The organism is Jannaschia seosinensis (genome assembly GCF_001408515.1).
Classification (GTDB): domain Bacteria; phylum Pseudomonadota; class Alphaproteobacteria; order Rhodobacterales; family Rhodobacteraceae; genus Jannaschia; species Jannaschia seosinensis.
In genome coordinates, this window is the sequence record NZ_CYPR01000081.1 from 1 (window position 1) to 23548 (window position 23548).

18 protein-coding genes and 1 pseudogene are annotated in these 23548 nt (G+C 61.9%); 3 read left to right on the plus strand and 16 right to left on the minus strand.

Going from position 1 to position 23548, the window contains the following annotated elements; all coding sequences use genetic code 11:
• Nucleotides 1-217: 217 nt before the first annotated feature.
• The 5 genes from tuf to JSE7799_RS06660 form a co-directional block, all read right to left on the minus strand.
• On the minus strand, nucleotides 218-1393 hold the full coding sequence (gene tuf / locus JSE7799_RS06640) for an elongation factor Tu (RefSeq protein ID WP_055662916.1): 1176 nt from the start codon (nucleotides 1391-1393) through the stop codon (nucleotides 218-220).
• Between the two features lie 75 nt (nucleotides 1394-1468).
• Complete coding sequence (gene fusA / locus JSE7799_RS06645; protein WP_055662917.1) at nucleotides 1469-3595, minus strand: elongation factor G; 2127 nt, start codon at nucleotides 3593-3595, stop codon at nucleotides 1469-1471.
• An 84-nt stretch (nucleotides 3596-3679) separates the two neighbouring features.
• Entirely contained in the window at nucleotides 3680-4150 is a 471-nt protein-coding gene (rpsG, locus tag JSE7799_RS06650) for a 30S ribosomal protein S7 (protein ID WP_055662918.1), read from the minus strand.
• A gap of 71 nt (nucleotides 4151-4221) precedes the next feature.
• The gene (gene rpsL, locus JSE7799_RS06655) at nucleotides 4222-4593 is read right to left on the minus strand and encodes a 30S ribosomal protein S12 (protein WP_055662919.1); all 372 of its coding nucleotides are present in this window, start codon (nucleotides 4591-4593) and stop codon (nucleotides 4222-4224) included.
• A gap of 302 nt (nucleotides 4594-4895) precedes the next feature.
• The gene (locus JSE7799_RS06660; RefSeq protein ID WP_245624820.1) at nucleotides 4896-5864 is read right to left on the minus strand and encodes a DMT family transporter; all 969 of its coding nucleotides are present in this window, start codon (nucleotides 5862-5864) and stop codon (nucleotides 4896-4898) included.
• A 194-nt stretch (nucleotides 5865-6058) separates the two neighbouring features.
• On the opposite strand from JSE7799_RS06660, the gene JSE7799_RS06665 reads away from it, so the two are divergent.
• The gene (locus JSE7799_RS06665; protein WP_055662921.1) at nucleotides 6059-6295 is read left to right on the plus strand and encodes a hypothetical protein; all 237 of its coding nucleotides are present in this window, start codon (nucleotides 6059-6061) and stop codon (nucleotides 6293-6295) included.
• Nucleotides 6296-6411: 116 nt separating this feature from the next.
• Here the strand turns inward: JSE7799_RS06665 and rpoC are convergent, their stop codons facing one another.
• The 9 genes from rpoC to JSE7799_RS06710 form a co-directional block, all read right to left on the minus strand.
• Nucleotides 6412-10644 carry a DNA-directed RNA polymerase subunit beta' gene (gene rpoC, locus JSE7799_RS06670; RefSeq protein ID WP_055662922.1) on the minus strand — a complete coding sequence of 1411 codons (4233 nt, stop codon included), beginning with the start codon at nucleotides 10642-10644 and terminating at the stop codon, nucleotides 6412-6414.
• A 74-nt stretch (nucleotides 10645-10718) separates the two neighbouring features.
• On the minus strand, nucleotides 10719-14861 hold the full coding sequence (rpoB, locus tag JSE7799_RS06675; RefSeq protein ID WP_055662923.1) for a DNA-directed RNA polymerase subunit beta: 4143 nt from the start codon (nucleotides 14859-14861) through the stop codon (nucleotides 10719-10721).
• A gap of 290 nt (nucleotides 14862-15151) precedes the next feature.
• Nucleotides 15152-15532 (minus strand): 50S ribosomal protein L7/L12, encoded by a 381-nt coding sequence (rplL, locus tag JSE7799_RS06680; protein WP_055662924.1) that lies wholly within the window; start codon nucleotides 15530-15532, stop codon nucleotides 15152-15154.
• A gap of 77 nt (nucleotides 15533-15609) precedes the next feature.
• Complete coding sequence (rplJ, locus tag JSE7799_RS06685) at nucleotides 15610-16122, minus strand: 50S ribosomal protein L10 (RefSeq protein ID WP_055662925.1); 513 nt, start codon at nucleotides 16120-16122, stop codon at nucleotides 15610-15612.
• Between the two features lie 273 nt (nucleotides 16123-16395).
• Nucleotides 16396-17106, minus strand: coding sequence for a 50S ribosomal protein L1 (rplA, locus tag JSE7799_RS06690; RefSeq protein ID WP_055662926.1), 711 nt, complete (start codon nucleotides 17104-17106; stop codon nucleotides 16396-16398).
• A complete protein-coding gene (gene rplK / locus JSE7799_RS06695; RefSeq protein WP_055662927.1) occupies nucleotides 17106-17555 on the minus strand; it encodes a 50S ribosomal protein L11 in 450 nt (149 codons plus the stop codon). The genes rplA and rplK overlap by 1 nt, the downstream gene beginning before the upstream one ends.
• Before the next feature lie 106 nt (nucleotides 17556-17661).
• Nucleotides 17662-18195, minus strand: coding sequence for a transcription termination/antitermination protein NusG (gene nusG, locus JSE7799_RS06700; RefSeq protein WP_055662928.1), 534 nt, complete (start codon nucleotides 18193-18195; stop codon nucleotides 17662-17664).
• A 202-nt stretch (nucleotides 18196-18397) separates the two neighbouring features.
• Nucleotides 18398-18592, minus strand: a complete 195-nt coding sequence (gene secE / locus JSE7799_RS06705; protein WP_055662929.1) for a preprotein translocase subunit SecE — start codon at nucleotides 18590-18592, stop codon at nucleotides 18398-18400.
• A gap of 117 nt (nucleotides 18593-18709) precedes the next feature.
• A complete protein-coding gene (locus JSE7799_RS06710) occupies nucleotides 18710-19906 on the minus strand; it encodes a zinc-dependent alcohol dehydrogenase family protein (protein ID WP_245624821.1) in 1197 nt (398 codons plus the stop codon).
• On the opposite strand from JSE7799_RS06710, the gene JSE7799_RS06715 reads away from it, so the two are divergent.
• The gene (locus tag JSE7799_RS06715) at nucleotides 19808-21766 is read left to right on the plus strand and encodes a bifunctional 2',3'-cyclic-nucleotide 2'-phosphodiesterase/3'-nucleotidase (RefSeq protein ID WP_055662931.1); all 1959 of its coding nucleotides are present in this window, start codon (nucleotides 19808-19810) and stop codon (nucleotides 21764-21766) included. The two genes, JSE7799_RS06710 and JSE7799_RS06715, sit on opposite strands and share 99 nt — an antisense overlap.
• A gap of 117 nt (nucleotides 21767-21883) precedes the next feature.
• Here the strand turns inward: JSE7799_RS06715 and JSE7799_RS21615 are convergent.
• Both JSE7799_RS21615 and JSE7799_RS20955 read right to left on the minus strand, forming a co-directional pair.
• A pseudogene (locus JSE7799_RS21615) lies at nucleotides 21884-22333 on the minus strand (transposase); the annotation flags it as partial.
• Nucleotides 22308-22694 (minus strand): hypothetical protein, encoded by a 387-nt coding sequence (locus JSE7799_RS20955; RefSeq protein ID WP_186201857.1) that lies wholly within the window; start codon nucleotides 22692-22694, stop codon nucleotides 22308-22310. The gene JSE7799_RS20955 and the pseudogene JSE7799_RS21615, both read right to left, overlap by 26 nt.
• A 304-nt stretch (nucleotides 22695-22998) precedes the next feature.
• Between JSE7799_RS20955 and JSE7799_RS06725 the strand changes: the two genes are divergently transcribed.
• Nucleotides 22999-23548, plus strand: a 550-nt coding sequence (locus JSE7799_RS06725; RefSeq protein ID WP_503089880.1) for a transposase family protein, incomplete at its 3' end; no start/stop codon positions are given.

Genomic DNA, 23548 nt, shown 5'->3' on the forward strand with positions numbered 1-23548 from the left:
GAGCCGCCCTTTTTCGTGCGCGATCGGCAGCGATTTCGTCGAGGACGCACCCTACACCCAACGGTCACGCCCGTGGGTTGCGCCGCCGCTTTATTCTGTCTTCACTAACCTAGTAGGCCCCCCCGAACGCAAGAAGGGCCCCCGCGGGGGCCCTTGTGCTGTCAGCGAAGTATTCGCCGGTACGGTCGAGAGTCCGCCCTTTTCGGAGCGGCCATCCTCACTCGGTGATCTTGGAGACCACGCCCGCGCCGACGGTGCGGCCGCCTTCGCGGATCGCGAAGCGCAGGCCCTGCTCCATCGCGATCGGCGCGATCAGCTCGACACCAAAGGACACGTTGTCGCCCGGCATCACCATCTCGGTGCCGGCGGCCAGCTCGACCGTTCCCGTCACGTCCGTCGTGCGGAAGTAGAATTGCGGACGGTAGTTCGCGAAGAACGGCGTGTGACGCCCGCCCTCTTCCTTCGTCAGGATGTAGGCTTCGGCCTCGAACTTCGTGTGCGGCTTCACCGAACCCGGCTTGCAGAGAACCTGCCCGCGCTCGACGCCTTCACGGTCCACGCCGCGCAGCAGCGCGCCGATGTTGTCGCCCGCCTCGCCGCGGTCGAGCAGCTTGCGGAACATCTCGACACCCGTGCAGGTCGTCTTGCGCGTGTCGCGGATGCCGACGATCTCGATCTCGTCGCCCACGTTGATCACGCCACGCTCGACCCGGCCCGTCACGACGGTACCGCGGCCGGAGATCGAGAACACGTCCTCGATCGGCATCAGGAACGGCTGGTCCACGGCACGCTCGGGCGTCGGGATCCAGTCGTCGACGGCGGCCATCAGCTCACGAATGGAGTTCTCGCCGATCGTCTCGTCACGGCCTTCCATCGCCGCCAGGGCCGAGCCCTTGACGATCGGAATGTCGTCGCCCGGATAATCGTAGGACGACAGCAGCTCGCGGATCTCCATCTCGACGAGTTCCAGAAGCTCCTCGTCGTCGACCTGATCGACCTTGTTCATGTACACGACCATCGTCGGGATGCCGACCTGGCGGCCCAGAAGGATGTGCTCGCGCGTCTGCGGCATCGGGCCGTCGGCCGCGTTCACCACGAGGATCGCGCCGTCCATCTGCGCGGCACCGGTGATCATGTTCTTGACGTAGTCGGCGTGGCCGGGGCAGTCGACATGCGCGTAGTGACGGTTCTCCGTCTCGTACTCCACATGCGCCGTCGAGATCGTGATCCCGCGAGCCTTCTCCTCCGGCGCGCCGTCGATCTGGTCATAGGCCCGGAAATCGCCGAAATACTTCGTGATCGCCGCCGTCAACGTCGTCTTGCCGTGATCCACGTGACCAATCGTACCGATGTTCACGTGCGGTTTCGTGCGCTCGAACTTTGCCTTCGCCATGGAAGGACCTCCTTTAACTGCTTGTTTCTCCCGGTGGCGCGCCCACCCCGAGGGCTGAACGCGTTCCGCAGTACTTTACGCAAATTTCTTCTGAATCTCGTCCGAGATGTTCTGCGGAACGGGCTCGTAGTGATCGAACTGCATGGTAAAGTTCGCCCGTCCCGAGGACATGGACCGAAGGGTGTTGATGTAGCCGAACATGTTGGCCAGCGGCACGTAGCAATCGATGGCGATCGCATTACCGCGCGTGTCCTGCCCCTGAATCTGGCCACGACGCGAGGTCAGGTCGCCGATGATGCCGCCGGTGTATTCTTCCGGCGTGATCACCTCGACCTTCATGATCGGCTCCAGCAGCTTTGCGCCGGCCTTGCGCATTCCTTCACGCATACCCATGCGGGCCGCGATTTCGAAGGCAAGAACCGAGGAGTCGACGTCGTGGAACTTTCCGTCGAGCAACGAAACCTTGAAGTCGATCACCGGGAAGCCCGCAAGCGGGCCGGAGTCCATGACCGACTTGATCCCCTTCTCGACGCCCGGAATGTATTCCTTGGGCACCGCGCCGCCGACGATCTTGGACTCGAACGAATATCCTTCGCCGGGCTCGGTCGGCTGGATAAGCAGCTTCACTTCCGCGAACTGGCCCGAGCCACCCGACTGCTTCTTGTGCGTGTAGGTGTGCTCGACCTCGTGTCCGATGGTCTCGCGGTAGGCAACCTGCGGCGCACCGATGTTGGCCTCGACCTTGAACTCTCGCTTGAGGCGGTCGACCAGAATGTCGAGGTGAAGTTCACCCATGCCCTTCATGATCGTCTGACCGGACTCGAGGTCCGTCTCGACGCGAAACGACGGATCCTCCGCCGCCAAGCGCGCGAGGCCCTGAGACATCTTCTCCTGGTCGGCTTTCGTCTTCGGCTCGACCGCGATCTCAATGACCGGATCAGGGAAAGTCATTGTCTCCAGAACCACCGGATCAGCCGGATCGCAGAGCGTATCCCCCGTTGTGGTGTCCTTCAGACCAGCCAGCGCAATGATGTCGCCGGCGAAGGCTTCCTCGATCTCTTCGCGGTTGATCGAGTGCATCATCATCATCCGACCGACGCGCTCTTTCTTACCCTTGGTCGAGTTGAGCATGTTGTCGCCCTTCTTCAGGACGCCAGAGTAGATGCGCGTAAAGGTGAGCGAGCCAACAAACGGGTCGTTCATGATCTTGAAGGCAAGACCGGAGAACGCCATCGAGTCATCTGCACGACGGGGGATGTTACGAACTTCTTCCTCGTCACCAGGCTTGAAGCCCATGTAGTCGACAACGTCCAGCGGGCTGGGCAAATAATCGATGACCGCATTCAAAAGGGGCTGCACGCCCTTGTTCTTGAAAGCCGAACCGCACAGAACCGGAATGAACTTGATCGCCAGCGTCCCCTTGCGGATCAGCTTGCGGAGAGTATCGACGTCCGGCTCAGCGCCGTCCATCAGGTAATTCTCCATGGCTTCGTCGTCCATCTCAACCGCAGTCTCGATCAGGTTGGCACGCCATTCGTCGGCCTGCGCCTTCAAGCTGTCGCGGATAGGCTTCTTGACCCAGGAGGCGCCAAGATCCTCACCCTGCCAGACCCACTCTTCCATGGTGACCAGGTCGATCATGCCCTCGAGCTGATTCTCCGCTCCGATCGGGATCTGGATAGGGGCCGGCGTCGCGCCGGTACGATCCTTGATCATCTTGACGCAGTTGAAGAAGTCGGCGCCAATTTTGTCCATCTTGTTGACGAAGACGATCCGCGGAACCTTGTAGCGGTCGGCCTGACGCCAGACGGTCTCGGTCTGCGGCTCGACACCGGCATTGGCGTCGAGCACGGCGACCGCGCCGTCGAGAACGGCGAGGGAGCGCTCGACCTCGATCGTGAAATCCACGTGACCGGGCGTATCGATGATGTTCATGCGATACTTGGTGTCGGACGTGCCGTCGTTCGTCGGCTCTTCCTGACGCTGCCAGAACGTGGTGGTCGCAGCCGAGGTGATCGTAATGCCACGCTCCTGCTCCTGCTCCATCCAATCCATGGTCGCGGCGCCGTCATGCACCTCGCCAATATTGTGGGACTTGCCGGTGTAGAACAGGATCCGCTCCGAGCAGGTCGTCTTGCCCGCATCGATATGAGCCATGATACCAAAGTTGCGGTAGCGTTGGAGGGGATAGTCGCGTGCCATGGGGCTTACCTCGGATCGGAGGAGAAAACGGGTTCGGGGACCGTGAGCCGGCCCCCGAGGAAAAGTCTGTCTAGGTAACGCCGGTCACCAGCGGTAGTGGCTGAACGCCTTGTTGGCGTCGGCCATCTTGTGCGTGTCCTCACGCTTTTTCACGGCGGAGCCGCGGGACTGGACGGCATCGACCAACTCACCGGCCAGACGCTCCTCCATCGTGTTCTCGTTGCGCGCACGGGCCGCGTTGATCAGCCAGCGGATCGCCAGCGCCTCACGGCGCTCCGGGCGGACATCGACGGGAACCTGGTATGTCGCACCGCCGACGCGGCGGGAGCGGACTTCGACCGAGGGCTTCACGTTGTCGAGCGCTTCGGTGAACACCTCGATCGGCGAGCGCTTCAGCTTGCCCTCGACGCGATCCATCGCGTTGTATACAATCTTCTCCGCGACCGACTTCTTACCGTCGATCATAAGGTTGTTCATGAACTTCGTCAAAACCTTGTCGCCATATTTGGCGTCGGGCAGAACTTCGCGCTTCTCGGCGGCGTGACGGCGGGACATCAGCGTATCCTCTTGATAACGTGTCGGAAAGTCGGGGCGAACCCCGCACTAAGTATGGGCAGAGGCCCGGATCACTTCGGCTTCTTCGCACCATACTTGGAGCGGCGCTGCCGGCGATCCTTCACGCCCTGCGTATCGAGCACGCCGCGCAGAATGTGGTACCGAACACCCGGAAGGTCCTTGACCCGGCCACCCCGGATCAGAACCACGGAGTGCTCCTGCAGGTTGTGGCTCTCGCCCGGGATGTAGGAGATCACTTCGAAGCCGTTGGTCAGACGCACCTTCGCAACCTTCCGCATAGCCGAGTTCGGCTTCTTCGGGGTGGTGGTGTAGACGCGCGTGCAGACGCCCCGCTTTTGCGGGCAGCCTTCGAGGTGCTGCGACTTGGAGCTGCGGACCTTGGGCTGGCGCGGTTTGCGGATCAGCTGCTGGATGGTGGGCATTGGGGCTTCCCCGTCTCGTTTCAATCACATTTACGGCCCGGCGCCCCAAATACCTTGAACCGCAGCCGCCCGGAATTCCGACCTGGGCGATGCGGTTTTGTGCAGAGGATGCAGAAAGCAGTATTCCGGATCTTGCGCAACGGTTCTGGCTTGCCGGCCGGGCGCCAACAAGGCGGCCCCCGAACCGAATTGCGCGCGTGATAGGGGAATCGCCGGGGGGTGTCAACGCAGCGAGCGGCGCAAGCTTTTCTACCCGCTCAATCAACTCCAAAAGATGGAGATCAGCTCTAGGCGCTAGGCGCCTAGCGCGGCCCGACTGGACGTGGCACCGGCGCACGTCCTTCGCGCAGCAGCGTGTATAATCCGGTCCCCGCAACGAGAGCCGCTCCAATCAGGGTTAGCGGCTTGGGAAACTCACTGAACACTGCCCAGCCAAGCAGAATCCCCCAGATTAATGCGGTGTAGCGAAATGGCGTGACGACGCCGATTTCTCCCACTCGCATGGCCATGATCGAAAAAAGATAGCCGCCGAGGACGAATGCGCTGGCCAGAAGGATCAGCCCGCCCTGCCCTACTTCGAATGGCTGCCACGGTGTCCTGACCGACAGGGCAAGGCCGAGAATCGTCACACCTGCTGCGGTAATGACCGCGACCTTGAGTGAAGGGACCTCGGGCGAGAGCTTGCGCGTCACAAGATCCCGGGCGGTCACGGCGAAGACGGCCACAACCGCCGACACAGACCATAAGTTGAAGTCTTCTCCGCCAGGACGAACGATAAGCAGAACCCCGATCAGTCCCACGAGAATCGCCGTCCAGCGCCGCCAACCGACCCGCTCCCCAAGGAATAGGGCGCCCGCGGCGGTTATCGTTAGCGGCAGCGCCTGCAGAATGGCGGTCACGTTAGCGAGCGGCATATGAGTCAGCGCGAGGATGAACGGCAGGAACGAGATGACTTCGAGAGCACTGCGCCCGAGCACCCAAGGCCAGTCTCGACGTGGGATCGGGCGGCGAAGCGCCCCAGTCACGTAAGCGAGGAGTGCGATAAGAACGGTGGCGGCGACACCTCGCAGAAATACGACCTGAAAGGTCGGCATGCCCTGCGCGAGGTATTTTACCGTCGCGTCGTTGAGCGTGAAGGTCGCCATGGAGCCCATCATGAACAGGGACCCGCGCAGGTTATCGTTCATCAAGTCGCCATCTCGTCGAACAGTATTCGAGCCGGAATCACGAGTCGGCGCTCTGCTCACGAACAGCAAGGTCGTACTGCCCAAGATGTTCTCGTCGGGAGCCAAGCTCTGCGGCCGCGACCACAAAGCGAAAGAGCCCCGGAAGGCCGTCGGTCTCGCGAATTCTAATCATATGACTTGGTGACACGCAGGTGCAGGCCGGGCAAGCCTCGGCATCTTAAGACTTTGTTTACGGCCTGCCCCGCATGGTCGCCCCAAAGAAAGCCCGGAGGCGCATTATGATCATCGCACACCTTCTGATCGGATTTGTTGCGGCGGTCCTGACCGCGGGCTTCGGGCTCTTAGCTGGTGCAGGATGGCTCGCAGCGCTAGGACTTTATGTCCTGGCTGGATCGCTCGGGACACTTGCTTCCGCTCTGTTGCTGGCCTGGCGGATGGCTCGTGGGGACGGCGAGCACGATGCTTCGCACGGATCGATCCAGCTCATTCCGGTGTCGGAGCCAGAACATACCTGACGAAGACGCTGAGCTTCGTCGATCAATTTGGTGTCGGCGCAGCTATCGGCACCTACAGACTTGATTGAGTAGACGGCAACAACCCCGCCCGGCTGAACCGGGCGGGGTAGAAGAACTTATTCGCCGGCGACATCTTCGGTCGTCCCGGATGTGCCCTCGTCGTTCGCTGTGGGCTCAGGCGCAGCCAGAGCCGCTGCCTTTTCGGCCTCTGCGCGGGCTTCCTCGATGACCACACTGTCGCGGCTTTGAGCGATCGCACGCATCTTCTGCGTCGCACCGCCGGTTCCCGCCGGGATCAGGCGGCCGACGATGACGTTCTCCTTGAGGCCAACCAGCTTGTCCCGCTTGCCCTGCACCGACGCCTCGGTCAGCACGCGCGTCGTCTCCTGGAAGGAGGCGGCGGAGATGAAGGAACGCGTCTGGAGCGATGCCTTGGTGATGCCCAGCAGGATTGGCTCGGCCTGAGCCAGCCGATCCCCACGCTTCTCGGCCTTCTCGTTGGCCTCCGTGAGTTCCTGCTTGTCGATATGCTCACCCTTCAGAAGCGTCGTGTCGCCACTGTCGAGAACCTCGAACTTCTGAAGCATCTGCCGGACGATGACCTCGATGTGCTTGTCGTTGATCCGCACACCCTGAAGCCGGTAAACATCCTGAACCTCGGTAATGAGGTACTCGGCGAGTGCCTCGATGCCGAGGATCCGCAGAATGTCGTGCGGCGCCGGGTTACCGTCCATGATGTAATCACCGCGCTGGATGAAATCGCCCTCCGCAACCGGAATGTGCTTACCTTTCGGCACCATGTAGTCGATCGGCTCGATGCTATCGTCGGTCGGGACGACCGTGATCCGGCGCTTGTTCTTGTAGTCCTTGCCGAATTTTACGTAGCCATCTTGCTCCGCAATGATCGCATGGTCCTTGGGACGCCGCGCCTCGAAGAGTTCCGCCACCCGCGGCAGGCCGCCGGTGATGTCCTTCGTCTTGGCACCTTCACGCGGAATACGCGCGACCACATCGCCAGCCTTGATCTCCTGTCCCTCCTCGACCGAGAGGATGGCATCGACAGACATCGTGTAGGTTACCGGATTACCCGCTTCGTTGCGGGCCGGCTCTCCGTTCTCGTCCACAATCAGGATCTCGGGCTTCAGCTCGTTTCCTTTGGGGGCGGAGCGCCAGTCGGACACGATCTTCTGCGTCATTCCGGTCGCGTCATCGGTCTCGTCGCGCACCGAAATGCCCGCATAGAGATCGAAGAAGCGCACCTTGCCGTCGGCCTCGGCGATGATCGGCAGGGTGTACGGGTCCCACTCGAACAGCTTGTCACCGCGCGAGACCTTCTCCCCGTCCTTGACGAAGAGCGTCGTGCCGTAGCCGAGCTTATGGACGACCCGGTCCTCGCCGTTTTCGTCGACGATGGCCATCTGCATGTTGCGCCCCATCACGATGACGTTGCCCGCCTCGTTGGTCAGGACGTTGGCATTGCGGAATACGACCGTGCCGGAGGACGAAGCTTCCGTGAACGATTGTTGTCCGCCCTGTGCGACGCCGCCGATGTGGAATGTCCGCATCGTCAACTGCGTTCCCGGCTCACCGATGGATTGCGCGGCAATGATACCGACAGCCTCGCCGATATTGACCTGCGTACCGCGCGCAAGGTCGCGCCCGTAGCAGGCGGCACACACGCCCTCCTCCGCTTGACAGGTCAGCGGCGAGCGGATGCGCATGGACTGCACACCGGCAGTGTCGATGGCGTCGGCACCACGTTCGTCGATGAGGTCGCCTGCCTTGATGATCACCTCGTCGCCGCCCGGCACCAGCACGTCGTCGGCCGCAACCCGGCCCAGCACGCGCTCCGCCAACGTCGCCACCACTTCCCCGTCGTTGACCGCGGGGGTGGCGGTGATCGCATTGTCGGTGCCGCAATCCTCGACACGGACGATGCAATCCTGCGCCACGTCCACGAGACGACGCGTCAGGTAGCCGGAGTTCGCCGTCTTCAGAGCGGTGTCCGACAAGCCCTTACGCGCACCGTGGGTGGAGTTGAAGTACTCCAGCACGGTCAGGCCTTCCTTGAAGTTCGAGATGATCGGCGTCTCGATGATGTCGCCGTTCGGCTTCGCCATCAGGCCGCGCATACCGCCCAGCTGCTTCATCTGCGTGACCGAGCCACGCGCACCGGAATGCGCCATCATATACACGGAGTTCGGCTCGTTCTCGGCACCGTTCTCGTCCGTTCCCGAGGTCGAAATATTGGACATCATGGCTTCGGTAACCAAGTCGTTACACTTCGACCAAGCGTCCACCACCTTATTGTACTTCTCGCCCTGCGTGATCAGGCCGTCCATGTACTGCTGCTCGAAATCCTTGACCTGCTCGCGGGTCGCCTCGACGGTGCCCCACTTTGCATCGGGAACGACCATGTCGTCCTTGCCGAAGCTGATGCCGGCCTTGAACGCTTCACGGAAGCCCAGGGTCATGATCTGATCGCAGAAGATGACCGACTCCTTCTGACCGCAATAGCGGTAGACGGTGTCGATGGTCTGCTGCACTTCCTTCTTGCGAAGAAGGCGGTTGACCAGATCGAAAGGCGCCTTGGCATTAAGCGGCAGCATTGCGCCCAAACGCACGCGGCCGGGGGTCGTCTCGAAGACGCGATTGACCTCTTCGCCCATCTCGTCGATCTGCGTGACGCGTGCCTTGATCTTGGCGTGCAGATGCACCTCGCCCGCATCGAGCGCGTGGTTCACCTCGTCGACCGAGGAGAAGACCATGCCTTCGCCCTTCATACCGGACCGCTCCATCGACACATAGTAGAGGCCGAGAACCATGTCCTGCGACGGCACGATGATCGGCGCGCCGTTGGCAGGCGACAGCACGTTGTTCGTGGACATCATCAGGACGCGCGCCTCAAGCTGCGCCTCCAGCGACAGGGGTACGTGCACGGCCATCTGGTCGCCGTCGAAGTCGGCGTTGAAGGCCGAGCAGACGAGCGGGTGAAGCTGGATCGCCTTACCTTCAATCAGGACCGGCTCGAAAGCCTGAATCCCGAGACGGTGAAGGGTCGGCGCACGGTTCAGCAGGACAGGATGCTCGCGAATGACTTCGTCGAGGATGTCCCAGACTTCCGGACGCTCCTTCTCCACCAGTTTCTTGGCCTGTTTCACGGTCGAGCTGAGGCCCTTGGCCTCTAGCCGCGAATAGATGAACGGCTTGAAGAGCTCGAGCGCCATCTTCTTTGGCAGGCCGCATTGGTGCAGCTTGAGCTCCGGTCCTGTCACGATGACGGAGCGGCCCGAGAAGTCGACGCGCTTGCCGAGCAGGTTCTGACGGAAGCGACCCTGTTTGCCTTTAAGCATGTCGGACAGCGACTTCAGCGGGCGCTTGTTAGCACCAGTGATGACGCGCCCGCGGCGGCCGTTGTCGAACAGCGCATCGACGGATTCCTGAAGCATCCGCTTCTCGTTGCGCACGATGATGTCGGGCGCACGCAACTCGATCAGCCGCTTGAGACGGTTGTTCCGGTTGATGACCCGGCGATACAGGTCGTTGAGGTCCGAAGTCGCGAAGCGGCCGCCGTCAAGCGGGACCAGCGGGCGCAACTCCGGCGGAATGACCGGGATGACAGTCAGGATCATCCATTCCGGACGGTTGCCGGATTCCAGAAAGTTTTCGACGATCTTCAGCCGCTTGATGATTTTCTTGGGCTTCAGTTCGCCCGTCGCCTCCTTCAAATCCTCGCGCAATTGTGCGGCCTCGGCCTCTAGGTCGATCTGCGAGAGCATTTCGCGGATGGCTTCGGCGCCGATATTGGCTTGGAACGCATCGGCACCGTAGGCGTCCTGCGCATCCATGTACTCTTCCTCGGTCATCAACTGACCGTAGGCGAGATCGGTGAGGCCGGGCTCGATGACGACATAGTTCTCGAAGTAGAGAATCCGCTCCAGATCACGAAGCGTCATGTCCAGCATCAGGCCGATGCGGGACGGCAGCGACTTGAGGAACCAGATATGGGCGACCGGCGAGGCGAGCTCGATATGGCCCATGCGCTCGCGCCGGACCTTTTGCAGCGTGACTTCCACGCCGCACTTCTCGCAGACGACACCGCGATACTTCATGCGCTTGTACTTGCCGCACAGGCACTCGTAATCCTTGATCGGACCGAAGATTCGCGCGCAGAAAAGCCCGTCACGCTCCGGCTTGAACGTGCGATAGTTGATCGTCTCGGGCTTCTTGATCTCGCCGTAGGACCACGAGAGGATCCGCTCCGGAGAGGCCAACGAAACCTTGATCTCGTCGAAGACCTTCTGGGGCGCAATCGGGTTGAACGGATTGTTCGTCAGTTCCTGGTTCATGTCTTGACCTTTTGAAAAAGGGTGCATCGGGAGGACGCGCGGCACGGATCATTCCGCGCCGCGAAAAGCTGGTCTCAGCCTTCCTCGCCCTCCTCCGCATCCAGGAGTTCCATGTTCAGGCCGAGGCCGCGGACTTCCTTGACGAGAACGTTGAAGCTCTCGGGAACGCCCGCCTCGAAATTGTCCTCGCCCTTGACGATGCTCTCGTAGACCTTGGTCCGTCCTGCCACGTCGTCGGACTTCACCGTCAGCATCTCCTGCAAGGTGTAGGCCGCGCCGTAGGCTTCCAGCGCCCAGACCTCCATCTCACCGAACCGCTGTCCACCGAACTGCGCCTTGCCGCCCAGAGGCTGCTGCGTGACGAGGCTGTAGGGTCCGGTCGAACGCGCGTGGATCTTGTCGTCCACGAGGTGGTGCAGCTTGAGCAGGTACTTGATGCCCACGGTGACCTTCCGGGAGAACTTCTCGCCGGACCTGCCATCGAACAGGTCCGACTGCCCGGAGGTATCGAAACCGGCACGCGTCAGCGCATCGTTGACGTCGTCCTCCTTGGCGCCGTCGAAGACAGGCGTGGCGATCGGCACACCCGCCGTCACGTTGCCCGCCACCTCAAGCAGTTCCTCCTCACCGAGATTTGCCATCGCCTCCTGGTAGGCTTCCTCGCCATAGGCGATCTTCATGGCATCGCGCACCGGGGTCAGGTCGCCGGAACGCCGATATTCATCGAGCGCCTCGTCGATCTTGAGCCCCAGACCGCGAGCGGCCCAGCCCATATGCGTCTCGAGGATCTGACCCACGTTCATCCGGCTCGGCACGCCGAGGGGGTTGAGAACGAAGTCCACGGGCGTCCCGTCCGCGAGGAACGGCATATCCTCCATCGGCACGACCTTTGAGATGACGCCTTTGTTGCCGTGACGGCCGGCCATCTTGTCGCCCGGCTGAAGCTTGCGCTTCACCGCGATGAAGACCTTGACCATCTTCATCACACCCGGCGGCAGGTCGTCGCCGCGGCGGACCTTCTCGACCTTGTCCTCGAAACGGTTTTCGAGTGCGCGCTTCTGGATCTCGTACTGCTCGTTCAGAGCTTCGACCTGCTTGGCAGCCTCCTCGTCCTCAAGCGCGATCTGCCACCACTGACCGAAAGACAGCGCCGAGAGCGCGGCATCGTCCACGATCGAGTTCGGCTTGAAGCCCTTCGGTCCCTTAACGGCTTTCTGGCCTTCGATCATGCCACGCAGGCGGGCATAGATGTTCCGGTCCAGAATTTCCCGCTCATCGTCCCGGTCGCGAGCCAGGCGCTCGACTTGCTCACGCTCGATCTGGAGCGCGCGCTCGTCTTTCTCGACGCCGTGCCGGTTGAAGACACGAACCTCGACGACCGTCCCGTAATCGCCCGGCTTCACGCGCAGAGACGTGTCGCGCACGTCGGACGCTTTCTCACCGAAGATGGCGCGGAGCAGCTTCTCCTCCGGCGTCATGGGAGATTCCCCCTTCGGTGTGATCTTGCCCACCAGAATATCGCCCGGTTCCACATCGGCACCGATGTAGACAACGCCTGCCTCATCAAGATTGCGCAGGGCCTCCTCGCCGACGTTCGGGATGTCGCGGGTGATCTCTTCCGGCCCGAGCTTCGTGTCGCGCGCGGCGACCTCGAACTCCTCGATATGGATCGAGGTGAAGACGTCATCGCGGGCAATCCGCTCGGAGATCAGGATCGAGTCCTCGTAGTTGTAGCCGTTCCACGGCATGAACGCCACGACCACGTTCTTGCCGAGCGCCAGTTCACCCAGATCGGTGCTGGGGCCATCGGCGATGACTTCGCCCTTGGCCACCGTGTCACCAACCTTTACCAGCGGACGCTGGTTGATGCAGGTGTTCTGGTTCGAACGCTGGAACTTGCGCAGACGGTAGATGTCCACGCCGGCATCGCCGAGCGCGAGGTCCTCGGTCGCACGCACCACGATCCGCTGCGCATCGACCTGATCGATCACGCCGCCGCGGGTCGCCATGATTGACGCGCCGGAGTCGCGCGCAACCACACCCTCCATGCCCGTGCCGACATAAGGCGCATCCGCACGCAGCAGAGGCACGGCCTGACGCTGCATGTTGGAGCCCATCAGTGCACGGTTGGCGTCGTCGTTCTCGAGGAACGGGATCAGCGCCGCAGCCACGGACACAAGCTGCTTCGGGGAGACGTCGATCAGATCGACGTTGTCGCGAGACTGCAGCATGTAGTCGCCTGACTGACGTGTGGACACGAGTTCGTTCTCGAACTTCATGTCATGCGTCAGCTTGGCATTCGCCTGCGCCACGGTATGCCGCATCTCCTCGGTGGCGGACATGTACTGGACTTCATCGGTGACCTGTCCGTCCACAACCTTGCGGTAGGGGGTCTCGATGAAGCCGTACTTGTTCACACGCGCGAAGGTGGCGAGCGAGTTGATCAGACCGATGTTCGGGCCTTCCGGCGTCTCAATCGGGCACATCCGGCCGTAATGGGTCGGGTGGACGTCACGAACCTCGAAGCCCGCCCGCTCACGGGTCAAGCCACCCGGTCCGAGCGCCGACAGACGCCGCTTGTGGGTTACTTCCGACAGCGGGTTCGTCTGGTCCATGAACTGCGACAGCTGCGACGAGCCGAAGAACTCGCGCACCGCGGCTGCTGCGGGTTTCGCGTTGATCAGGTCCTGCGGCATCACCGTGTCGATCTCGACGGACGACATCCGCTCCTTTATCGCACGCTCCATGCGCAACAGGCCAACGCGGTACTGATTTTCCATCAACTCGCCGACCGAGCGCACCCGGCGGTTGCCGAGATGGTCGATGTCGTCAATTTCTCCGCGGCCGTCGCGCAACTCCACCAACGCCTTGATGCAGGCGAGGATGTCGTCGTCGCGCAGCGTGCGGACGGTATCCTCCGCATCGAGGTCGAGGCGCATGTTCATCTTGACGCGACCAACGGCCGAGAGATCGTAGCGCTCACTGTCGCGGAACAGCTGGTCGAACAGCGTCTGCGCCGCTTCGACGGTGGGCGGCTCGCCCGGGCGCATGACGCGGTAGATGTCCATGAGCGCGGTGTCGCGGCCCATGTTCTTGTCCGCAGCCATCGTGTTGCGGATGTACGGGCCCACATTGACGTTATCGATGTCGAGGACAGGGATGTCCGTCACACCGGCATCGAGCAATTCTTTCAGGGTTCCGCCCGAAACTTCGCCGGACTTGTCGATCTCCCATGTCAGCTCGTCTCCGGCCTCGACAAAGATCGCGCCGTTCGTCTCATCGATAATGTCACGTGCCGCGAACTTTCCGATAATGCCGTCGAACGGAACGAGAATCTGGTCGACGTTGCTCTCTTCGTTGAGCTTCTTGACCTGACGCGGCGTGACCTTCTTGCCAGCCTCAAGCACGACCTCGCCGGTCGTGGCGTCGACCACGTCCATCGCCGGCCGCGTGCCAACATAGCGCTCGGGGAAAAAGCGCGTGGCCCAGCCTTCACCCTTCCGGTGCTCGTAGATCACCGTGTTGTAGTAGGCATTCATGATCCCTTCCTGATCCAGCCCGAGGGCATAGAGCAGGGTCGTCACCGGCAACTTGCGGCGACGGTCGATGCGACAGAAGACGAGGTCCTTGGCATCGAACTCGAAGTCGAGCCAGGAGCCGCGATAGGGAATGATGCGGCAGGCAAACAGCAGCTTGCCCGAGCTGTGCGTCTTGCCCTTGTCGTGATCGAAGAACACGCCCGGCGAACGGTGCATCTGGGAAACGATGACCCGCTCGGTGCCGTTCACGATGAAGGTACCGTTCTTCGTCATCAGGGGCATGTCGCCCATGAAGACGTCCTGCTCCTTGATGTCCTTGACCGACTTGGCGCCCGTGTCGACATCCACATCAAATACGATCAGTCGCAGCGTGACCTTGAGCGGCGCGCTGTAGGTCATGTCGCGCTGCTGGCATTCCTCGACATCGTATTTCGGCTCCTCAAGCTCGTACTTCACGAACTCGAGCACGGCTGTCTCGTTGAAATCCTTGATCGGGAAGACCGACTGAAACGTCCCCATCAGGCCTTCGCCCTCCTGCGGGGTCTCTCCCCCACCGGACTTCAGGAAAAGGTCGTAGGATGATTTCTGAACCTCGATAAGGTTCGGCATCCGGAGGACTTCCTCCAGCTTGCCATAATAACGACGGATACGCTTGGAAGACGCCTGCGTCTGAGCCATGTGGTGCTCGCTTTCTCTCGGTTTCGCGCGCGCGTCGTCCGTCGGGCATCGGACGCAGCGGGCCTGCGAAGGGATCCTGAGGAGAGACCATCCGGCGCGCCGTCCCACAGGCGCGCCCCCGTCCCATCCTCCTGACCGGAAAAGCCCGCCGCGACGGGCTTTTCGAGACAGGAGCGGGTGGGACCGGATCGTACCGCTCCCACCCTTTATACATCACCCGGCTCGTAATACCGGGGCGTGCTGCGCCGCCAGGCCTGGCATGAGTGCCGCGACCCGACGCCGCAGTCCGATTACTTGAGCTCGACTTCCGCGCCAGCGGCTTCGAGCTTCGCTTTGATTTCGTCGGCCTCGGCCTTGTCGACGCCTTCCTTAACGGCCTTGCCGCCGGCTTCGACCAGATCCTTGGCTTCCTTCAAGCCGAGGCCCGTGATGGCGCGGACTTCCTTGATCACGTTGATCTTGGAGGCGCCTGCCGACTTCAGGATGACGTCGAACTCGGTCTGCTCCTCGGCAGCGGCGGCGGCGCCACCGTCGGCGGGACCAGCCATCATCACTGCGCCGCCGGCGGCGGGCTCGATGCCGTACTCGTCCTTGAGGATGGTCTTGAGTTCCTGGGCTTCCAGGAGGGTGAGGCCAACGATTTGTTCGGCCAGTGCTTTGAGATCAGCCATTGTACTGTTTCCGTTCGTTCAAGATGTGTTCCGATGCCGTGTCGTTCAAGACCACGACGAAGGATGACAATTGTGCCTCACGCGGCGTTCTCTTCGATGGTCGAGAGAATGCTCGCGATGTTGCTCGCCGGCGCGCCAATGGCCCCCGCGATGTTTGCGGCGGGCGCGCCGATGCAGCTTGCGATGGAAGCGATAAGCTCCTCGCGGCTGGGCATCTTCGCGACCGCCGAAACGCCGGCGGTGTCCAAGGCCGTGTCGCCCATTGCGCCGCCGAGGATCACCAGCTTCTGGTTCTCCTTGGAATACGCGTCGAAGATCTTCGCCGCAGCGACGGGATCCTCGGAATAGCCGAGCACGGTCATGCCCGTGAGGTATTCGGAAATGCTGCTGGCAGCCTTCCCCTCAAGGGCGATCTTGGCGAGCTTGTTCTTGGCGACGCGCACGGATCCACCCACTTCGCGCATGCGCGAGCGGAGGTCCTGCATTTCGGCAACTGTCATGCCTTCGTAGTGGCTGACCACCACGACGCCAGAGCTTTCGAAGATCTGGCCGAGTTCGTCGACCACTTTCTCTTTCTGGGCTCTATCCACAGTTTTACTCCAAGTATGGAGGGTTTCCCCTCCGGCTCTCTAGGGCCCGGTTTCCCGTGCCCCGCTCAGGGTCCATTGAAGGGCCCCGCGCCAGATCGCCCGAGGTCGCCCTCGGAAATCAGTCTCGGGTCCCATCTCGGGAAGGACTTAACGAGGTTTCCCCCGGCCCTCCGTCTCGGACAGGACGAGGCGTTGCCGCCTCGCCAGACCGGCGCCTCGAAAAGAGCGCCGGCTTCTCATTCCCGCCCGGAAGCGAGGAAACTCACCGTCGGCTCAGGTCGCTGACTCGTTACCGGTCGCGCTTTCGACGCTGACCGTCACGCCCGGCCCCATGGTGGAACTCAGCGCGATTTTCTTGAGGTAGGAACCTTTGGCACCTGCCGGCTTGGCCTTGGAAACGGCATCGACGAAAGCCAGCACGTTTTCCTTGAGCTTCGCGGCATCGAAGGACACCTTGCCGACGCCCGCATGGACGACGCCGTTCTTCTCTGCCTTGAACTGCACCTGACCGCCCTTGGCATCCTTAACGGCTTGCGCAACGTCCATTGTGACCGTTCCCACCTTCGGGTTCGGCATCAGGTTGCGCGGCCCGAGGACCTTACCCAAGCGGCCGACGATCGGCATCATGTCGGGCGTCGCGATGCAACGATCAAAATCGATCGTGCCGCCCTGAATCGTCTCCATGAGATCCTCGGCGCCCACGACCTCGGCTCCGGCGGCCTTTGCCTCGTCGGCTTTCGGACCACGGGCGAAGACGGCGACCCGCACATCCTTGCCGGTACCGTTGGGCAGCGACACGACACCGCGGACCATCTGGTCGGCGTGGCGCGGGTCGACCCCGAGGTTCATGGCAATTTCGACCGTCTCGTCGAACTTCGCCTTGGCGTTGTCCTGAACCATGGTCACGGCCTGATCGACCGAAACGTTTTCCTTGCCGGCAAATGCAGCGCGTGCGGCCTTGGTGCGTTTTCCCAACTTCGCCATCACTTCACCTCAATGCCCATGGACTTCGCCGAGCCCAGGATGATCTTCATGGCCTGCTCGACGTCATTGGCCGACAGGTCCTTCATTTTGGCTTCCGCGATTTCGCGAACCTGCTTGACGGAGACCGAAGCCACAGTCTCGCGACCGGGCGCCTCGGATCCGCGCGGACGGTTGCGCTTGCCCTGCGGCTTCAGACCGGCGGCCTTCTTGAGGTAGTACGAAGCGGGCGGCGTCTTGATCTCCATCGTGAAGGACTTGTCCTGGTAATATTGGATTACCGTCGGACAGGGCGCACCCTCTTCCATTTCCTGCGTCTTGGCATTGAACGCCTTGCAGAATTCCATAATGTTAATTCCGCGCTGACCGAGCGCCGGACCCACCGGAGGACTCGGGTTGGCCTTGCCGGCGGGAATTTGCAGCTTCATCGTACCGACGAGCTTCTTCGCCATTGGTTTCTCTCCTTGCGGCGGCGGGTTTACCCCGCCCTACATCGCCCTTTCAGGCATCATGCCGTGGTTCGGTCCGGAGCCGCGGCCCCTCACCTCCCACGTCCGATCACGCGGCCTTGGAAACCTGCGTGAATTTCAACTCGACCGGGGTGGCCCGACCGAAAATCGACACGGTGACCTTGAGGCTCTGAGCCTCGTCGTCGACCTCCTCGACTTCGCCCGAGAACCCTTCGAAAGGCCCATCGGTCACGCTCACATTTTCTCCGATTTCGAAGCTGATTAGGCTACGCGGTGCCTCCTCACCTTCCTGAACGCGGTTGAGGATCTGGTTCACTTCAGCGTCGCGCATCGGCATCGGACGCCCCTGCGGCCCGAGGAAACCCGTAACCCGGTTGATCGAGTTCACGAGATGGTACCCCTCGTCGGACATCTCCATCCGTACAAGGACGTAGCCAGGCATGAAGCGCCGCTCGGACGTGACCTTCTTGCCGCGACGCACTTCGATGACCTCCTCGGTCGGAACGAGAACCTCGTCGATCTGCTCCTGAAGTCCCTGCTCCTCAATCGCCTGCCGGATCTGCTCCGCCACACGCTTTTCGAAGTTGGACAGCACGCTGACCGAATACCACCGCTTCGCCATGTCTCGACCGCCGCCTCTCGTCTCGACCAGAACCGAGGTTACTTCCCCGGAACGGAAAACAGCGCGCATCGCGAATCGTTGCGCGCCGCCTCTGGAATGATTGCGCTCCCCTAACGCCGCCGCCCCGGAGGTTCAAGGGCCCGCGAGACTTCTCGGCATATCGGATGGACGCGACGGGGATCCCCTTCGGGATAGCCCCGGATCAGAACGCGGAGAGCACTTCCGTCAGGCCGGTGCGGATGGCGAGGTCGACGAGAAAGAAGAAGACCGCCGCGAGAATGGCCAGAAGGAACACCATTACCGTGGTCAGCACGACCTCGCGGCGCGTCGGCCACGTGATCTTGGCGATTTCGGCGCGGGTCTGCTGGATGAACTGAACGGGATTGGTTGTGGCCATCGCTGCGTACTCCGGGAGACGGTTATCGAGCGGAACTAAGCGGCATTTCCCCGCTATGCAAGGCGCCCGCGCCGGGTCGCCGTGCCGGTCCGGTCCGTGCGGATCCGTCCCTTACCATCAGATCCTGATCGCGATCTTGCCGAAATGGCTGCCGGATTCCTCGTAGGCGAACGCATCGGCAAGCTCAGCCAAGGGAAAGGTCCGGTCGATCACCGGGCGGATTCCCGTCACCTCCATTCCGCGAACCATGTCGCGCTGCATCGCTTGCGAGCCGACGATCAGGCCCTGAAGACGCTGGTGCCTCGCCATCATTGCTGCTGTCGGGATCTCGCCCGAACGGCCGGTCAACACGCCAATCAGCGACAGATGTCCGCCGATGCGGCAAGCTTGGATGGATTGCGCAAGCGTTGCGGGCCCACCCACCTCCACCACGTGATCGACGCCGCGGCCGCCGGTCATTTTTGCGATTTCCGGCCCCCAATCCGGCGTCTTTTCGTAGTTCACGACACCCGCCGCGCCCATTTCCTCCAGTCGTCCGAGCTTTTCGTCAGAAGAAGACGTGGCGAAAACCCGGGCCCCCATCGCTCGCGCGATCTGCAAGGCGTAAATCGACACGCCGCCCGTACCGAGGACCAGAACGTCGTCGCCGGCCTTTAACGCACCGTCGACCACCAGCGCCCGCCAAGCGGTGAGACCGGCGGTCGTGATGGTCGCGGCCTCTTCATGGGACCAGCCGGCTGGCGCCTTGGTAAATGCACCTTTGGGAGCGACAACGACCTCGCGCGCATATCCATCCACTCCGTCGCCGGGCGTGGTCGAGAAATCCGCGATCGGCGGCTCGCCGTCGGACCAGAGAGGAAAGAACGTCGAGACGACACGGTCGCCCGGCAAGAATCTCGTAATTCCTTCGCCGACCGCTTCGACTTCGCCCGCACCATCTGCCAGAGGGATGCGCCCGTCCTCAGCCGGCATACGTCCGGAAGCGACGCCGTAATCGTGGTAATTCAACGATGAGCCCCGCAGCCGCACGCGGATCTCGCCGGGGCCGGGATCGCCCGGATCGTCCATATCGATAAGCGAGAGCTTGTCGAGGCCACCGGGTTTGGCGAGGCGAACGGCTTTCATGGCGGGGCTCCTTCGTGGAAAACAGGCTGTATCGGGTCTGCCTTGAGTGGCAGAAGAGGGAATGATCATCGAGTCCCAGGAGTTCCCCAGATGTCTCTCACGATGAACCGCCGCGCCTTTCTCGCCTCGACCGGCGCGGTCGTAGCCCTTCACCCGTTTTCGGCCCGTGCGCAAAACAATCAGGCGCATCTGCGGTTGATGGAGACGACCGACCTGCACGTTCACGTCTATCCCTACGACTATTACGCCGATCAGCAGTCGGACACGGTCGGTCTCGCCCGCACTGCCGCTCTGATCGAAGACGTCCGGTCCGAGGCGACGAACGCGCTCCTGCTCGACAATGGCGATTTCCTTCAGGGAAACCCGATGGGCGATTGGGTCGCCTATGAGCGCGGCATGCATGACGGCCAGACGCACCCCGTGATCCAGGCGATGAACACGCTCGGGTTCGACGCCTCTTGCTTGGGCAACCACGAATTCAACTACGGCCTTCCGTTTCTGCTGAGCGCGCTTGGCGGCGCGAACTTCCCGGTGCTCTGCGCGAACGTGGTCACGTCCATGGGCGAAGATCCGACCGGTGATGAGACACTGGTGCCGCCCTACACGATCCTCGAAACCAGCGTGACCGACGGCGCCGGCGAAACCCACCCGATCCGCGTGGGTCTGATCGGCTTCGTGCCACCGCAGGTGATGCAGTGGGACCGCCAGCACCTCGAGGGAAAGGTCGAGGCCCGTGACATCGTCGAGACCGCGCGCGCCTACGTGCCGCAAATTCGCGCGGAAGGTGCCGACATCGTCGTCGCCCTCAGCCATTCGGGTATCGGCCCTGCCCAGCACGAGCCGATGATGGAGAACGCCTCTGTTCCGCTCGCCGCCGTCGACGGAATCGATGCCGTGATGACCGGCCACCACCACAGGGTCTTCCCCGGTCCTGATTACGCAGGAGCCGAAGGCGTGGACGCCGACGCCGGCACGATCCAGGGGAAGCCCGCGGTCATGGCCGGGTTCTGGGGCTCCCATATGGGCCTCATCGACCTCATGCTGGAGCGGGACGGAGAAGGCTGGCGCGTCGTTGAGGCCAGCGTTGAAGCCCGGCCGATCTATCTCCGGGGTGAGGATCGCTCGGTCCAACCGACTGTGGAGAGCGTCGAGGCGGTGCTGGAGAGCGTCGAGGAGGAGCACGAGGCAACGCTCGCCTATGTCCGCCGTGCGGTCGGCAAGACCGACGCGCCGCTGCACTCCTATTTCGCGCTCGTCGCCGACGACCCGTCGGTGCAAATCGTCTCGAATGCACAGAAATGGTATATCGAACAGATGATGGCTGGCACCGAATACGCCGACCTGCCGGTTCTTTCGGCTGCGGCACCGTTCAAGGCCGGCGGTCGCGGTGGGCCAGATTACTACACCGACGTCGAGATCGGAGACGTAGCAATCAAGAACGTGGCCGATCTCTATCTCTATCCCAACACGGTTCGCGCCGTAAAAGTTACGGGTGCCGAAGTACGCGAATGGCTTGAGCGGTCAGCGGGCATGTTCAACCAGATCACGCCGGGAGAGACTGATCAAGATCTGCTAAATCCAGATTTTCCATCCTACAACTTCGACGTGATCGACGGGGTGACGTATCGCATCGACGTCTCGGGGCCCGCGAAGTACGGCTCGGAAGGCGAGGTGGCGAACCCGGACGCGAACCGGATCAAGGACCTGTCCTTCGAAGGCAAGCCAATCGACGATTCTCGAGAATTCGTCGTTGCCACCAATAACTATCGCGCGGGTGGCGGTGGCAACTTCCCCGGCCTCGACGGCTCCAACACGGTGTTCGAGGCACCGGACACCAATCGTGATGTCATTGTCCGTTATATCGTGAGCCAAGGCACGGTGAGCCCGCGTGCCGACGCAAACTGGAGCTTTGCGCCATTGGAGGGCACGACAGTTCTATTCGATACCGGCCCCTTGGGCATGCGATATGCCGACGACGTCAAGGGCGTTGAGATTGAGCCAATGGGTGAGGCACAGGAAGGATTTTACCGCTACAGGATCACACTCTAAATCCGAAAAGAGCACCTTGCAGAGCAGCGGGATTCTTCGCTTCTCGCTGCTTTTACTTACAGGTGGCTCTTTTTCACCGAGTGCCTGAAGGCGGAGTCTTCCCTTATCCCGCGGCAATCAGCCGACGGGTTGCGTGAGGGGGATGCCGAGGGCGGTATAGCGGTTGAGGATGGCCAGCCGGACCTGAAGCTCGGCGGTCTGGCGGTGGAACGTGAGGCATCGCGCCGCCATCGGTCCGAGGCCGATGCCGAACGGCCAAGCGCCTTTGGCCGAGCAGCTTCATGCAGTTCATCCTGGTATCTGTTCGGCTGCGGCGGTGGTCCCGTTCGGGGCCGCCCTCGAACCTGTGGAGGGCTGCCCCCCTCACCGGCGGCGCCAGATCGTCCGGCCTCATCGTTCGATCGCGCGCCGGGCCTCGTTCCTTCCCGCCGCTCCGGGATTGTCCTTCTTCCCCGGCTTCGCATTGCGGCGCGGTGGGATGACCACCTCGGCGCCCCGGTCTGCGATGACATCGCGGCAGCCCCGGGCGTCGCAGGCGTCATTAGCGGTGACCGAGGCGATTTGTTCGCCAGGCGTTGACCCAAGCGCGCCCGCATAACTTCAGTTTCTTCCGGACCGTCAGCGGAATTAAAATTCTTGCATCCCGCTGTGTGACATCGCGCCGGTGTGCAGAACGCTGGGACTCCCTGAGATGTTCGTCAAGATCCGTGGTTGTGAGATGGGGACGCTTTAACTTATTCCACCGTCTGCGGGAGGGTGGTGCAAGCCCTTCAATTTCCCTGATCGCAAACAAAGGATATCTCCCGCGGGCCCGGCGAAGACCAAGCTCGCGGGCGAGTTCATAGGTGGCGCGCACAGAGGGCGTCCACCAGTAGTCGGTGAGTGCTTCCGGTGTGTATTTGCCGGGATATTGATCCGCTGCAATCATGGCGCAGCCTCCTCTTGGCGAGAAGATGGGTTGGTCAGGCGCAGGTCGGAAAGCCGATGCAGGCAGACCCCGAATCGTGAAGAATGGGTTTCCACCGGAGGCACAACCGTCTGCGCAAGCCGCGAACCTGCGTGAGGGAAGTGACCAAACCTTTCCCACCTCCGGTGCCTTTCATTGCCATTTCAAGGACTTGAGGAACCGGGGCCGTATTCAGCAGACTACACGACACAGCCGTTTTTGGGGTGGCCGAGACCGGCAAGAGAGATTCTTCTGGTGGACTCGACCTCGCCAAAGGAACGGTCCCTTGAATATCCGTGCTCTCGCCGATCTCCAGAAAACGCTAACTCCGCATGTGCCGTTGGGCAAGTCACGGCTCGAGACGCTCTGCATGATCCTGCTTGGCATGATCAGCGCCCGAACGGTGAACCTGACGCATATCGCGAGCGAGCGGCCAAGTCGCGCCATGGTTGCATCGACCTATCGCCGTCTGCAACGCTTCTTCCAACACGTGTGCCTGCCCGAGGATTGGAGCGTGGGCATCGTGATCTCGCTGCTCGGCAATCCTCGCCCTTGGCATCTGTGTCTTGACCGCACCAACTGGAAGATCGGCAAGACCGACGTTAACGTCCTCGTGTTGGCCGTCATCACGGCCAGGTTCCGTGTCCCGTTGATGTGGACCATGCTCCCGCATTCCGGCAACAGCACGACCGCTCAGCGCATCGCGCTGATGAAGCGGTATCTCGCGTATTTCGACGCCTCAACCGTTCGGATGCTGCTGGCGGATCGTGAGTTCATCGGCCAGGAATGGTTCACTTTTCTCGTCGAGCAGGAGATCCCCTTCGCGATCCGCATGA